The 13,088-nt window shown below is 47.9% G+C and carries 11 protein-coding genes; 2 read left to right on the forward strand and 9 right to left on the reverse strand.

The features are described 5' to 3' along the window. Positions 1-193: 193 nt before the first annotated feature. From HMPREF3093_RS00695 to HMPREF3093_RS00710, 4 genes are all read right to left on the reverse strand, one after another. Positions 194-1,351, reverse strand: coding sequence for an LPXTG cell wall anchor domain-containing protein (locus HMPREF3093_RS00695; protein WP_070755133.1), 1,158 nt, complete (start codon positions 1,349-1,351; stop codon positions 194-196). A 165-nt stretch (positions 1,352-1,516) separates the two neighbouring features. Further along, complete coding sequence (locus tag HMPREF3093_RS00700; protein ID WP_373880573.1) at positions 1,517-2,776, reverse strand: LysM peptidoglycan-binding domain-containing protein; 1,260 nt, start codon at positions 2,774-2,776, stop codon at positions 1,517-1,519. A 217-nt stretch (positions 2,777-2,993) separates the two neighbouring features. Continuing rightward, complete coding sequence (locus tag HMPREF3093_RS00705; RefSeq protein WP_070755135.1) at positions 2,994-4,157, reverse strand: hypothetical protein; 1,164 nt, start codon at positions 4,155-4,157, stop codon at positions 2,994-2,996. A gap of 25 nt (positions 4,158-4,182) precedes the next feature. Beyond that, positions 4,183-5,439, reverse strand: a complete 1,257-nt coding sequence (locus HMPREF3093_RS00710; RefSeq protein ID WP_070755136.1) for a C40 family peptidase — start codon at positions 5,437-5,439, stop codon at positions 4,183-4,185. A 643-nt stretch (positions 5,440-6,082) separates the two neighbouring features. Here HMPREF3093_RS00710 and HMPREF3093_RS00720 point away from each other — a divergent pair. Both HMPREF3093_RS00720 and HMPREF3093_RS00725 read left to right on the forward strand, forming a co-directional pair. After that, positions 6,083-7,294 (forward strand): sensor histidine kinase, encoded by a 1,212-nt coding sequence (locus tag HMPREF3093_RS00720; protein ID WP_180363244.1) that lies wholly within the window; start codon positions 6,083-6,085, stop codon positions 7,292-7,294. Continuing rightward, positions 7,291-8,061, forward strand: coding sequence for a response regulator transcription factor (locus HMPREF3093_RS00725; protein ID WP_070755139.1), 771 nt, complete (start codon positions 7,291-7,293; stop codon positions 8,059-8,061). The genes HMPREF3093_RS00720 and HMPREF3093_RS00725 overlap by 4 nt, the downstream gene beginning before the upstream one ends. Positions 8,062-8,352: 291 nt before the next feature. Here the strand turns inward: HMPREF3093_RS00725 and HMPREF3093_RS00730 are convergent, their stop codons facing one another. From HMPREF3093_RS00730 to HMPREF3093_RS00750, 5 genes are all read right to left on the reverse strand, one after another. Further along, positions 8,353-8,976, reverse strand: a complete 624-nt coding sequence (locus HMPREF3093_RS00730; RefSeq protein ID WP_070755140.1) for an RNA polymerase sigma factor — start codon at positions 8,974-8,976, stop codon at positions 8,353-8,355. A gap of 287 nt (positions 8,977-9,263) precedes the next feature. Continuing rightward, positions 9,264-10,535, reverse strand: coding sequence for a DnaD domain protein (locus HMPREF3093_RS00735; RefSeq protein ID WP_070755141.1), 1,272 nt, complete (start codon positions 10,533-10,535; stop codon positions 9,264-9,266). Beyond that, on the reverse strand, positions 10,532-10,948 hold the full coding sequence (locus HMPREF3093_RS00740; protein ID WP_070755142.1) for an ORF6C domain-containing protein: 417 nt from the start codon (positions 10,946-10,948) through the stop codon (positions 10,532-10,534). The genes HMPREF3093_RS00735 and HMPREF3093_RS00740 overlap by 4 nt, the downstream gene beginning before the upstream one ends. A 112-nt stretch (positions 10,949-11,060) precedes the next feature. Beyond that, positions 11,061-11,345, reverse strand: a complete 285-nt coding sequence (locus HMPREF3093_RS00745) for a helix-turn-helix domain-containing protein (protein ID WP_070755143.1) — start codon at positions 11,343-11,345, stop codon at positions 11,061-11,063. Positions 11,346-11,569: 224 nt separating this feature from the next. Then, the gene (locus HMPREF3093_RS00750; protein ID WP_070755144.1) at positions 11,570-12,604 is read right to left on the reverse strand and encodes an aggregation-promoting factor C-terminal-like domain-containing protein; all 1,035 of its coding nucleotides are present in this window, start codon (positions 12,602-12,604) and stop codon (positions 11,570-11,572) included. Positions 12,605-13,088 lie beyond the last annotated feature (484 nt).

Raw genomic sequence — 13,088 nt, forward strand, 5'->3', positions numbered from 1 at the left:
ATATTTTTACACAGGATTTTGGACTTGACTAGAAATCAGGCAAATGCCCCGAAAAGTCGCGAGCTAGTGGTCCACTCGACCGAGTGGACCACTGGCTCTGGTGGAATCTATCTTTTTAGGTGGCCGGCGCCCTGCTCCCTTTTTCCAAAACACAAAAGAAGCCCTGCCACTAGACTGGCAGGGCTGTTTGCTGTTAACGGGATTGTTTGCGGTGCTCGGTGTAGGCGATCCAGATGCCGGATACGATTAGGAGGCCGATGATGAAGAGGGAAAGGATTGATGAGGCTTCACCAGTGCTTGGGAGGCGGCGGCCATTACGGTCATAGCGTACGCCTGGCTCTTTAGATTCCTTAGGAGCTTGGCTGCTTGATGAGCTTTGGTTGGTGGCTGAAGATTGGTTAGCGCCTGATGCTTGGCTAGTAGCTGAAGATTGACTTGCGCTTGAAGCCTGGCTCGCAGCAGAAGACTGGCTTGCGGCAGCACCTTGGTTGTTGCCAGAAGTTTGGTCCTTGCCAGATTCTTGGCTAGCAGCTGGTGCCTTGCTTTCTTGGCTTTGGCTATTGGCAGCCTGACTAGACTGGCTAGCTTGACTGGACTGCGCAGCCTGCCCTGCTTGCCCGGCCGCCACAGCGGTCAGCACATAGTTAGAGCGGTAGACCTTGAAGGTGCCCAGGTTAGTTTGCACCTCTTCCTTGGCGTCTGGGTTGATTTGGCCAACTTGTTGAGCTTGGTTGGCGTCGACTTTGTAGTCGGGATGGGCTTTGACGAAAGCTTGGGCCGCCATATCGAAGGCAGACTGGCTGGTCTCGTTGTTAACCAGGTAGTGGCTAGTTTCGGAGACTGCTTGCTTGTCATCTTGAACCTTAACCGTCACCAGTTGGGCGTCTAGAACAGGGTTTTTCTTAGGCAATTCTGTCACCGCGTAAGTCTTAGGTTCTTGGACTTCCTCTACTGGCAGGCTGTCGGCAGCTTCCAAGACAAAGTTGGCTTCAAAAGTATGGCCGTCAAACTCGCCCTTGTCGGTGACATAGTGCTTCTTAGCCGTATCAGTCTTGATATTCTGAGGGACGCGCTCAATCTTATAAGTGCCCTTAAGCAAGTCATAGATTTGGTTAAAGGTCACGTCTCCTGTATTGACGCTGGTATAGTAGAGGGTCTTGTGGACCTTGCCGTCCTTGTCGACTAAATGAATCTTGACTAGCCCCTTCTCGGAAGCTGTCTCGTCCGCCTTAGGCATGAGGTTGACAACGGATAAGGTCTCTTGTGCTTGGGCAACCGGCACTGGTGCCAATGGCAAAGCCAGGCTCACGGCTGCTAATAATGTAAAACTCTTTTTAATAATTGCTTTCATGGTAGGTCTCTCCTTTTTTTTCTTGACTATAGTATAAGCCTTGGGCCAGCAAAATGGGGCAAAGTCATCAAAATCGATTAAAAATCATCGAATTTGATGTTTTATGAGAAAAACCCTCAGAAAAGTTATCTGGGGGTTTAGAAGTATAATAAATTAATAACCTTATTACTTATTTAGCACAAAAGTGTCGTAGACTTGTAGACCATATTGCTCAATAAGGTTAATTAAGCTTTGGGCATAGTCAGGTGCCTCCGCATAGCCGCCGGCATGAATATTACGTAAGGTACTTCGATAATCTCGGTTACCAGCTACACCACGATAATGCTGAAGGAATTCAAAACGGTGCTTAAAGCCCTCCTCAACACTCGAATAGCGTCTAAGACTACCGTTGCTGTCCATAACACCAAAGTAATTATTCTTATAGATAGCGCCAGGAGAGCTGCCCCATGCCGACTCAATAATAGCTTGTCCCAATGTCACAGAAGGCAAAATTTTATATTGATCCCAACCATTTACTGCGGCAGGAGTAATCTTGTTAAGGAATTGCTTCTGCGCTCCACTTAAGGCTTGATAATAGCGGCTTGTGAGGCGTGGTAGGCTGCCTGTTGCTGGACTAGGCTTAGGATTAGAAGTAGCTGACTGACGCTTGACTTTCAAAACTTGCCCAGGATGAATCATGACATTGGCTGAGCTATATCCATTGAGCTTCAAAAGCTCGTCTACTGACATTCCATATTGGTTAGCAATTTTCCAGAAGGAATCGCCTGATTGAATGGTATAAGTACTTGCTTCTTGATTATCAGGCTCGTCTTTTTTGCTTTCATCCTTCTTAACTTCTTCTTTTTGCTTTGGCGTATCCTTACTTACTTGAGGGCGGCTGACAATGATCTTCTGCCCAGGATGCAACATCACATTTAGTGAAGCAAAATTATTCCATTTCATTAATTCATCTAGCGTAATTCTATAGCGTTGAGAAATTCGCCATAGGGAATCGCCATTTTGAATGATATATTCCTGAGGAGCGCCTGGCTGTTGAGTTTTTGCTTCAGGCTCGGTCTTTGCTGCTTCTTTTGAAGCAGATACTTTAATTAACTGACCTGGATGTAGCATGACACTAGTATTCGCAAATCCATTCAACTTAAGTAATTCATCGAGTGTTAAGCCAAACTTGTTAGCAATCAGCCACAAGGAGTCACCTGTTTTAATAGTATAATGACGTTCAACATTTCCCGGAGATCGAAGACTCACTTTTCCACTCTCTGTATTTGTCTCATCCTTTGTTAGAGACTCTGATTCACTGTTAGCGGCCTTACTTGCTTCAGATTCCACTCCAGAAATCTCTTGTTCACTTACATCTAGTGATTCTTTAGAGCTACTACTAATCACGTCAGGAGCTGATAAGTCTTGTTCGCTGATACTTGTCATAGATTCGGATAAGTCTCCAAGAGAGGCAGGAGCTAACTCATTTTCTGATGGCCGATAGTCGCTAGATTCAGAAATGGAGTGCTGAGACGATACGCTATTAGCCTCATTGGCATGTACGATCCCTTGATGAAAGCATAAAGAAAATGCTGCGACTAAGGTAAATTTGAATATTTTATTCTGCATACTTACTGACAACCTTTCTATCACGTTCATAAGTCTATCTTCTTAAACGGCGTTTTTCTGCCAAGACGATTAAGAAACCAATTAGCGTTAATCCAAGGGATAGAATTGAGATAATTCTAAGATTGACTTCACCTGTATTTGGTAACTGTCTGCCAATCTTGTTGCTTGGTGTGGTCGCAGCTACTGGAGCTGGGCTCTCGGCTGGTTTGTTAGCTTTCTCAGACTGACTATCTTTCTTAGCTAGATTAGTTGGAGCGTTAATCTTCTTACTTGGAGATTGACTAACTTCTTTCTTAACTGAATCAATCTTCTCTTCTTTCTTGCTTGGAGCTGGTTTTTCTGCCTTATTTTCTTTGGCTTGAGCAGATGAAGTAGCTTCTTGACTTTGGCTTACTTGGCTACTTACGGTGGTAGCTGATGATTGAGCTGCTGGCTCAGCTGCTGCTACTTGAGGCTTGGCAGCTTGAACCGCCGTTAAGACATAGTGGCTACGGAAGACATTAACAGTCCCTAGACTCGTAAGGACTTGCTCTAGTTGCTGACGGTTGACGCTACCTTGTAACTGGGCGGTTTGCGCGTCCACTTGATACTCAGGGTGCTCCTTGGTAAAGCTAGCTGCCGCTAAGTCAACTGGAGATTCTGTGCTATCACTATTAATTAAATAATGGGTGGTAGCTAAGTCAGTCCCTGCTTGGTCCTTAACATCTACTGTCACTAATTGTTCATAGAATAGGTCTGCTCCTTTTTCTTCCAATACGGTAACAGGATAGATAACAGGCTCCTCAGCTTTTTCAACCGGAACTTGATCTGGGTTCTTAAGAACAAAATTAGCTGCTAAGTAACTTCCATAGAACTCGCCATGGTCGGTCACATAATTCTTGAGATGGGTGTCTGTTTGCACATTTTGTGGTGCTAATTCAATGTCATAACTTGACCCTAGCAAGCTAGCAACTTGGCCCAAGGTAATATCCACCGTGTTGAAGCTAGTGTAATAGAGCGACTTATGAACGACATTATCGGCACCTACTAAGTTAATCTTGACTAAGGCATTGCGCCCGATTCTTGGCGTTGCATCTTTGGGAACAAGACTCACAACTGGTAATACATTAGGCTGTTCTTGGGCCTGGGCTTGCACAACTGGCAAACCCATCCCCACAAGAGCCGCTAAGGCCATTAGCTTATGAACAACTTTTTTCATGATAATATCCTCCTAGAATATTGGATTATTGAATAATCCGACGAGCAAAACTTGGCATATAGTAGGTCATATCCGCAATCTTAACAACTTGGCCTGGATAAGGAGCATGAATATATTGCTTACCACCTAAATAGATGGAGACATGCTCGGTGCCACCACGAGGACCATAGAAGAAGAGGTCACCTGGTTTTGCATCTTTGATTGCGACTTCAGTCCCTTTACGTTCTTGAGTAACTGTCCATGTTGTAATATCAATTCCCAAAGCTTCCTTGAATACATAGCCGACAAAACCTGAACAGTCAAAGCCGCTTGGTGTCTTACCACCATAAACGTATGGTACACCTAAATACTTCTTAGCCACTTCAATGACTTTCTGACGTCTAGCATCCAAAGTTGATGGTGTAGTAGGTTGTGGTTTTGCTGGCGCTGGGGTTGCCTTGCCAGAATTACCAGAGCCCTTCTTAACGATAATTTGTTGTCCTGGATGAATCATATCACGATATGAGCTGAAGCCATTCCACTTAACCAAATCGTCAAGTGTCACCCCGTAACGTTGTGATAACAGCCAGAGAGAATCACCTGATTGAATTGTATGAGTAGTGTCAGGTGTATAATTATTGCTTCCACTTGCTGAATTGTTGTCATTAGATGGCGCGCTAGTAGCAGGCTTGCCTGGTTTCACAACTAGCTTATCTCCCGGATGGATCATTGTGCTTAATGATGAGAAGTTGTTATATTTAAGCAGCTCGTCCAAGGTAATCTTATAGAGGTTCGCGATTGCCCATAGAGAGTCTCCTGATTTTACTTGGTGATACTGTGCCGACTCCCCGCGAGACTTGAAGCCAGTGTAGCCTTTATCTTCTTTTTCTTTCTTATCTGCTTGTTTGGCTTCTTCATTCGCTTCTTTCTTCGCATCTTCCTTGGCTTCTTGACTTGCAGCTGGCTCTGATACTTTGTCTTCATTGGTAGTAGGTTTCGCTTCGGCTTCGGAAGACTCTTGGACTTTAGTTTCTTCTGCCTTCTTATCGTCTGGTACTTTCTTATCCTCTGGCGCTTTTTCTTCGGTCACACTCCCAAGCTTATCAGCTGGAGCTGCTTCAACTTTGGCAGACTCTGGAGCTTGAGGCGCTTGGCTTAGAGTTGACTCAATAGGTTGTACTTTTTCGACTAATTCAACAGTTGGTGTTGATTGAGTTTCGGTTACTTCCTCAGCCTTGACTGCTTGTTCTGTTGCTAAAATTGCTACTAATGCTGCACCACATAAAAATAATTTCTTGTTCATTTTGTTTTCTCCTCTATATTTATTTTAGCTATAATATAAAATTTTAAATGTATGTCCCGTAGTATCCCCCATCTCCACATCTTTTAACTAGTACTAGTCTCATTCCGCCATATCTAGTTGGCGGATAGTTCTTAAAGATTCTTCGATATGGCATCTTAAAAAATGATGTATATCCAACTTCATTTTCTGTATTAGGATGATTCAACTCATGAGCTGATATGTTACTTACAGCTAACAGTTGAAGCCCCAACATTGCGAGTAGTACTGTTTTTTTCATTGTCATAATCACTCCTTGTTCTTTGACTAAATTAACTATATAATAGAACTATAAGAAATTGTTCGTAGTCTTCAAAATCGATGTTGAAATCATCATTTTCGATTGCAAAACATCAAAAGCGATGTTCAAAACATCATTTTCGATGACAAGTCATCATTTTCGACATTTTGTCCATCATTTTCGATGACTACTCGTCATTTTCGATAGTTTTTTCGTCATTTTCGATGACTTATTATTAGATTATTCAATGGAGGTAGCGACTCTATGGAGCTTCTTATCAATCTAAGTGAATCTTACCACACACTAATCGGTATATTTGCTCAGCGAAATCCTCTTAAAAATTGGCCTATGTCCTTTTTTTATAGCATGGCAGTGATTTTGATTTCTTATTCATTTTCTATCTTTGGTTTTCCTACCTATGTCTCGCAGCTAGTTATATTTGTTGTTTTGCTGACCGGCGCCCTAATCGAGCCTAGTGATGATAAGACCAATGCCATGGTAAAAGCGACCATTTTTGCTACGCTCCCTTATATCAACCTCAAACTCGATGGTTTCATTCAGGACTTCTTTCTCTCAAATATCCAGATAGAATCTATCGAAACTGAGCTTATCGTTTCTCACATCATCTCGCTCATTCTTATTATCTTGCTGACTCGACTTGAAATGTCCTTTTATAAGTATTGCCAGAACCAGTTCAACCGGCTCAGTTTCTGGATTATCCCGATTCAGCTTTCTCTTTACTTCTTCTTTATTTATAGCGATTTGGCCCTAACCATTACCGAAATGTATGACGCAAGTCCGGCTCAGACACTTCTTCATTTCAGCCCTTTCGTGGTCTTGCCTATCTTATCTATTTTATCTATTGTTTTCTTCAACCATGCTATGAACCAATCCCAAGAAGTCGCCCGTGAGAAGGAGCAGTTCAAGGTTAGTCAGGCCTTTTCTAGCATGATGGCCGACCAATATCAGGAAATGCGTAAGTTCCGTCATGACTATAAGAACATCCTCCTAACCCTGGAAGGCTACATTCGCGACCAGGAATGGCAGGGGCTGGCGGATTATTTCCATCAACATATCCAACCTACTCAAGTCACGACCGACCAGCTGGGCCAAGAACTCAGTCGTCTGTCTAAGATTCAGAGTCCGGATGTCCGCAATCTGCTCTTCACCAAATTGGCCTTTGCCGGGACCAATGGTATCGACCTCAGTATTGAGGTGCCGGACGACATCCACCTCAATGTCGCGCGCAATCCTATCTATTTGGTCCGCATTATCGGAATTCTGCTGGACAATGCCATTGAAGCCCTAAGCAATCAGGAGGGCGGCAAGCTGACCTTGGCGGTCTTCGAAGACCTTGGCGATGTTCACCTTATTATTGAAAATGACTGTCAAGAAGACCCAGGCGACCTCAACAAGCTCCTGGAAGCTGGCTACTCCACCAAGGGCAGCGGCCGAGGGTTGGGCCTGAGCAACGCCTTAGAATTAGCGCGAGAAAGTCAGTTCCAACTGACCACTCAATTTGCTAACGAACGCTTCACCCAACATTTACTCATTCGGAAGGAGTTGCTAGTCCCATGACAGACTTCAAATTCCCAATCTATATTTGCGAGGACAACCCCAAGCAGCGTCAGTGGCTAGCGGACCTGATTGAACGCTATGTCATGATTGAAGATTATCCCATGGAGTTGGCCTGCGTGACAGGTGACCCGGACAAGCTCCTGAATAGCTGGACGGATCGGCGAGGAAATGCCATCTTCTTCCTGGATATTGACCTGCAACATGAGCTAAGTGGTATGGATATTGCACGGCAGATCCGCCAATATGACGATGGTGCTAAGATTATTTTCGTTACGACCAAGGAAGACTACCTGCCCCTTTCCCTGCGTTATAAGGTGCAGGCTTTGGATTTCATCCCTAAGGATGACATGGACGACATGGCCCAACGCGTCAAGGAGTGCCTAGACACTATCAACAACTGGCGCAGTCTCAATGGCCAGGCCAAGCAAGTCTTTACTTTCAAGCAAGGTAAGAGCCAGATTAGCCTCAGTTACGACAAGATTCGCTTCTTCGCCACCCTACCCCAGGCCCATACCGTTGAAGTGGTCGGCGTCAATGTCCGCTATCAGTTCTACCATTCGATGAAAGAACTAGTCGATGAGTTGGCTGAACCCTTCATGGCTATTAGCCGGTCTGAAATTGTTAACCTGGACAAGGTGGTCAGCTACAATCCCGTCTTGCACACCCTAACCGTGGAAGGTGGCTATTCCCTAGCTATCGCCCAACGCCAGTACGGCCGCGTCATCCGCGCCCTCAAGGTGCGGAATATCAAGCCCCAACTTCTCTAGGCAATTAAAGCAAAAGCACTGCACCCGTTAAGGGGTGCAGTGCTTTTTGTGTGGGGCGGGATGGGGGCGAGCTAGCTACCTGGAAAAAGGCAAAAAATCCGGCAAAAGCTCCGAAAATGAAGCGAGCTAGTGGTCCACTTTGGAAAGTGGACCACTGGCTTCCTGAGAAATGGCGGAATTCCGGCAAATGCCTCGAAAAAGCGCGAGCTAGTGGTCCACTCTAAAGAGTGGACCACTAGCTACCTCGGAAATGGCGGAAATCTGGGCAAATGCCCAGAAAAGTTGCAGCCGCTACCCCTCCCCTTTCAACAAAGCCTTCAGATCCCATAACTTAGTGGCTAGGCGGGTGCGGCGGTCGTCGTAGGAGCTGAGGCTGATGCCGAGTTGGCGGGCTTTGGCGGTGTCGGTCAGGCGCGGATCTAACAAGAAAGTCAGAAAGTCTGCCTCTTTATCAGACAAGCGCAACCGAGCAGCTGCCAGGAAGGCGTCCGCCCCCTGACTAGACTCCTGGGCCCCGCCCTGCTGGGCTTGCCAGGCGCCCGTCTCCGACCGCTTCAAATCCTGAGCCAGCAAATCAGCTACCAACTCCGAATCGGTCTCAGCCCCACCACCATTTGCCAATAGACCTAAGGGCTCGCGACTGCGCCGGCGGCTGGCGGCCTGGGCCAAATCCCAGAGATAGTAGCGCAGGGCCGGCTTGACATAACCAACGAAGCGGCTGCGACTCTGATCCTCTAGGGGCTGGCCCTTAAATTTCTGTGCCAGGTCCCAGAGCTTGAGGTAGAGTTCCTGATAGAAGTCCTCATAGTCGGGATGGCCACGGTAGTAACCTTGCGAATGTAATACATAGTGTATGACCCCACCATACTGTTCGACGAGCGCTGTTTGATCCAGCGTCTGGTCTTGTGTCAGCATGGTTTCACCTCTTGGAGCGCCGCCAGTCTGCCCACACTCCCCTCCCTATTTCACCCTAAGGGATGAGGCCAAGCCTGGGCAAGACTGGTCAGGCGCCATATTATTTGTGCTTAATCAGTCACCTATTGGGACGCGTCCTGTGTTAAACTAAGACTGACCCCACTAGTTCGACTGAACAACCGCTTGTTGACGCAGGCGGTTGTTTTGTTTTATTTTGTCTGAAAAGTCCGTCGGCTTGGAGCGACGGAACCTGATTTCCCCTCCTCATAGTGGATGCCGAGGGTGCGCTAGGCCTTGCTGGCCTGCTGGCAGATGGTGCTAATATAGGCAAAGGGCTTCTTGGCCTGGCGACGATGAGCCTGCTCGATGGCTTCAATGACGGGCCAATAACCAATCTTATCCAGCCAGTTCCGAAATTGCAGGCTTTCCGCCCCAGTCATGGGACCAAAGTAGCGCTCGTAGAAGGGCCGTAGCTTGGCCATGTCGCGCTCCACCCGAACAAATTGATCCATGGTCTGCTGGCTGACGTCCGCCTGGGACTGGCCTGTCTGACTGGTCAGGGACTGGGCCCGGGCTAGGGTCTGGCTGAAGCTCTGGTCTGGTAGGTTGATGGCCTGGCCAAAGGGCTGGGTGCTGGTGGTGTTGGAGGAAGTGGTGTGCGGTTGACTGGAAGTTGGCGTGCTGGAGCTAGTGCCTAGCGCTGAGCTGTAAACTGATGTGCTGGAGCTAGCGCCTAGCGCTGAGCTGTAAACTGGCGTGCCGGAGGAAGTAGCTGGCTTTGTGCTGGAAACTGACGTGTCGGAGCTAGTGGCTAGTGCTTGGCTGAAAACTGCCACGCTCTCGCCCGACCCACTAGCCAATGATTTGACCTCCGAATCAGGGTCCAGCTTGGACGCTGAATTATGATTCTGATTCTGATTCTGTTTGTGATTATGACTCTGATTCTCTTTATGAATCTGATTATCTTTCTGATTAGGATCTTGATTATGGAGGTCACGGGTGCTTAGGCGGCTGGAAGCCACACCAGTCTCCAGACTGTCACTAAGCAACTGGGTCCCCTGGCTCAAACTAGTCACCCCTTCCCCCTCACTGCCTAACTCCTGGCGGCGCTTAAGTTCGGTGGCTAGGACCTCCTGGGACAGCTGGTCAATCAGGCGGTGGCTGTGCTCATAATAGCTGGCTAGGTGCTGGAAGACCTTGACGAGGAGTTGGCTATCGCGGACATCTTCGGCCTGGTTGCGTAGCAGGCGCTCGACCGGCTGGCCGCCTTTGACTAGGCTATAGGTGAGAAAGTCCAGAATGGCCACTTCCTGGGTCTGGTCGGAATAGGCGATGACCTGATAATCGTCTTGAAAGCGAGCCAGGAGTTGTCCCACCTGAGCATCGTCCAAACTCATATCGAAGGCAATGACCCGCTTGGGCAGGGAATAGATGCCCAACTGTGTCGAACGCGGACAGGTCATGAGATATAAGGCAAAGAGCTTGTCCTGGGAGGAATAGCGTTCCATAACGTCTACTTGATTCCAGAAGCGGGTATCGACGACGCGTTTGAGGCTCATAGGTCCTGCCCCTCTCTCTCATTGCAGGCTTGAATGGCCTGACGTAGGGCACTGGTGGGTTGCCATTTGGCCCAGAAATCCAGGGCGGCTTGCTTGTCGCCTTGGCGAATCATGTCGAAGCGACTGACCTCGAACTGGAGTTTGAAGTCGCGTTGGGCCTGGTGGAAGAGTCGGTAGCGCAGCCCCTCATTGAGATAGGCTGGGGCTTGAGGTCCGCCCAACCAGTCCCTCAGGCACTGACGGCGTATAGAGGCCAGGCCTTCGGCGACGGCCGGTAGGATGACCGGTTCTGGCCGACTCTCTAGGGCGGGACGGTCGCTGGCCAATTTCATGAGGGCCGCTAGGACCGTTTGGACATCTTGTGGTGACAGAGAATTTGCTTTTTTTGTGTTTTTGTTAACATTCGTTGCCATATGAATTCCCCCTATAGGTGACAACTGTGCTTGCTATCGAGCGCCAGCCGCTTGGCTAGTTGAGGACGTGGCCACCGGGTCACGGCTCGATATCTTCTCTGAAATGATGGAATCAGCCTTGACTGCTGTCTTCTGCCGCTTCAGGATGCTCGCGCAACCATAGTTGGTGGTAGAAGATACGAACGAAGGCGTCATTATCCAGATTGAGACCCAGGGCCAAACGCAAGGCCACTCGTCGCCGCGGCTTATAGTGGCCGCAGATAATGCGGTTTAAGAGGGAGCGGTCAATCCCATAGCGTTGGGCCCGTTCCTTCTGGCTACCGTAATCTGCCTCAATCAGTTGAATCAAGAAGCCAGCATCATAATCCTCATCGCTGTTAGCGCGATAGTCTGCCATTGTAATCCCTCCTTTCTGACTTGTATTACCTTTAAGAAAAGGTTTACAACTACATCATATTCCCATCTTCACGAATTTTCAAGATGATTTTAATTATTTCCGGTAAAATCACACAACTTGTTAACTTTTGTTAACTAGCTTTGGCTTGGGACCGGTACTAAGCGGCATAATTTATGGGTACAAAAAAAGACAGGAAGCTAAACTTCCCGCCTCTCTTGTATTTCTTAGTACCAGCCGTTGGCTTCCCAGAAGACTTTGGCTGCTTCCCAAGAACCGTAACGGTTCTTAACGTATTCGTCAGCGACACGTTCTTGGTTCTCGATAGAGTAGTCACCGTTCAAGTACTCAGCAGTTAATTGGTAACGGCCGATGTAACGACCTGATGGGTTGACTGCGTTGTAGTCACCACCGGATTCCTTCTGCGCAATCCATTCTTTGGCTGCGGATTGGATCCCTTGGTAGCCTGAGCTTGAGCTGTTGCTAGTAGTTTCTTCGGTCTTGCTTTCTTCAGCAGCTGGGGCAGCTTGCTCAGAAGATTCTTCGACTGCTGGTGCAGCTGGCGTCGCTGGCGCTTCTTCAACTGGCGCTGGTCTTTCAGCTACAGGAGCTGTAGATTCCGCAACAGGACTTGAGCTTTCTTCAACCGAAACTGGCGCGTTAACTTCGCTAGCAGCTTGGACTTGAGACTCAGAAGATTGGCTTGCTTGCTCTTGGGCGCTAGCAGGCTCAGCAACTGGTTGAGCTTGAGCTTGGGCTGCAGCTGCGGCTTGTGCTTCTTGGAAAGCAGCGGCAGAAGCCGTTGGCGCTTGATGAACTTGAGTGACTGGTGACAAGTCAACTGGTTGTTGGCTTGCTTCAGATAAAACTTCTTGTGGAACAGCTTCAGCGGCCACTTGTTGGTGGGTATCCGCTTGAACGGTTTCCACGTTCCCTTGACGGTCGTCTAAGGTCACGGTGTTAGCGCTTGGGTTATAGTAGATAACAGACCCTGCAATAATCAAGTCTGGGTTGGCAATGCCGTTGAGACCGACTAAAGATTCTGTTGGCACATCTAAGGCCTGAGAAATGGTCCATAAGGTGTCGCCCCACTGTACCACATAGTATTGTGAGTTGGTTACAGAGTTGCGGACATGTTCAACCGTCCGTTGAACCCAGCCGGTTACAGACGCATCAGAATAATCTACGGCTAAGGCAGTTGCTTGTTGCGCTGCGAAACCTAATACGGTTAAGGCAGTCACCACTTTAAGTGTCTTCTTCATATAGATATCTCCTTTATACATCGCACACGCCCTCGGGCGCAGACGTTAAATTCTTTTAGTGGGTAGGCACTGGACTTGCTGAAGCTAGGAGCAGCTATGCTTGAGCTCCGGAAAGCTGGGCTTGCTAACCTAGACTTGCTTGAGCTAGGAGCAGCTTGACCTGCTAACCTAGGGAAAGCCGGACTTGCTAACCTAGCTAGGAAAAGCCGCCAAACTTGGCGCGGCCAGAGACCCTCCACCTCGTGTCACGTATCTATCATACCCTAATTTGGCGCCCCTGTGGGAAAAATGCCCCAGATGTTAATCAGCTTTAAAGGATCCCGCCCCAAGCTGACGCAAATTTGTTATCTAGGGCGGGGATTGTAACCTGTCTGTAACTTTTTTGGGTATGGGGCTGGGGGCTTTTGGGTTGCTGCCTTGTTCCTAGGGAGCCAGTGGCCCACTCTGTAGAGTGGGCCACTGGCTCGCGGCTTTTCGGGCTTTT

Origin of the sequence: Abiotrophia sp. HMSC24B09 (assembly GCF_001815865.1) — a bacterium.
Taxonomy (GTDB): Bacteria; Bacillota; Bacilli; order Lactobacillales; family Aerococcaceae; genus Abiotrophia.

Excerpts from the sequence above, each read along its gene's own strand:
- HMPREF3093_RS00695 (WP_070755133.1), bottom strand. The coding sequence starts at position 1,351 with ATGAAAGCAATTATTAAAAAGAGTTTTACATTATTAGCAGCCGTGAGC.
- HMPREF3093_RS00700 (WP_373880573.1), bottom strand. The coding sequence starts at position 2,776 with ATGACAAGTATCAGCGAACAAGACTTATCAGCTCCTGACGTGATTAGT.
- HMPREF3093_RS00705 (WP_070755135.1), bottom strand. The coding sequence starts at position 4,157 with ATGAAAAAAGTTGTTCATAAGCTAATGGCCTTAGCGGCTCTTGTGGGG.
- HMPREF3093_RS00710 (WP_070755136.1), bottom strand. The coding sequence starts at position 5,439 with ATGAACAAGAAATTATTTTTATGTGGTGCAGCATTAGTAGCAATTTTA.
- HMPREF3093_RS00720 (WP_180363244.1), top strand. The coding sequence starts at position 6,083 with ATGGCAGTGATTTTGATTTCTTATTCATTTTCTATCTTTGGTTTTCCT.
- HMPREF3093_RS00725 (WP_070755139.1), top strand. The coding sequence starts at position 7,291 with ATGACAGACTTCAAATTCCCAATCTATATTTGCGAGGACAACCCCAAG.
- HMPREF3093_RS00730 (WP_070755140.1), bottom strand. The coding sequence starts at position 8,976 with ATGCTGACACAAGACCAGACGCTGGATCAAACAGCGCTCGTCGAACAG.
- HMPREF3093_RS00735 (WP_070755141.1), bottom strand. The coding sequence starts at position 10,535 with ATGAGCCTCAAACGCGTCGTCGATACCCGCTTCTGGAATCAAGTAGAC.
- HMPREF3093_RS00740 (WP_070755142.1), bottom strand. The coding sequence starts at position 10,948 with ATGGCAACGAATGTTAACAAAAACACAAAAAAAGCAAATTCTCTGTCA.
- HMPREF3093_RS00745 (WP_070755143.1), bottom strand. The coding sequence starts at position 11,345 with ATGGCAGACTATCGCGCTAACAGCGATGAGGATTATGATGCTGGCTTC.
- HMPREF3093_RS00750 (WP_070755144.1), bottom strand. The coding sequence starts at position 12,604 with ATGAAGAAGACACTTAAAGTGGTGACTGCCTTAACCGTATTAGGTTTC.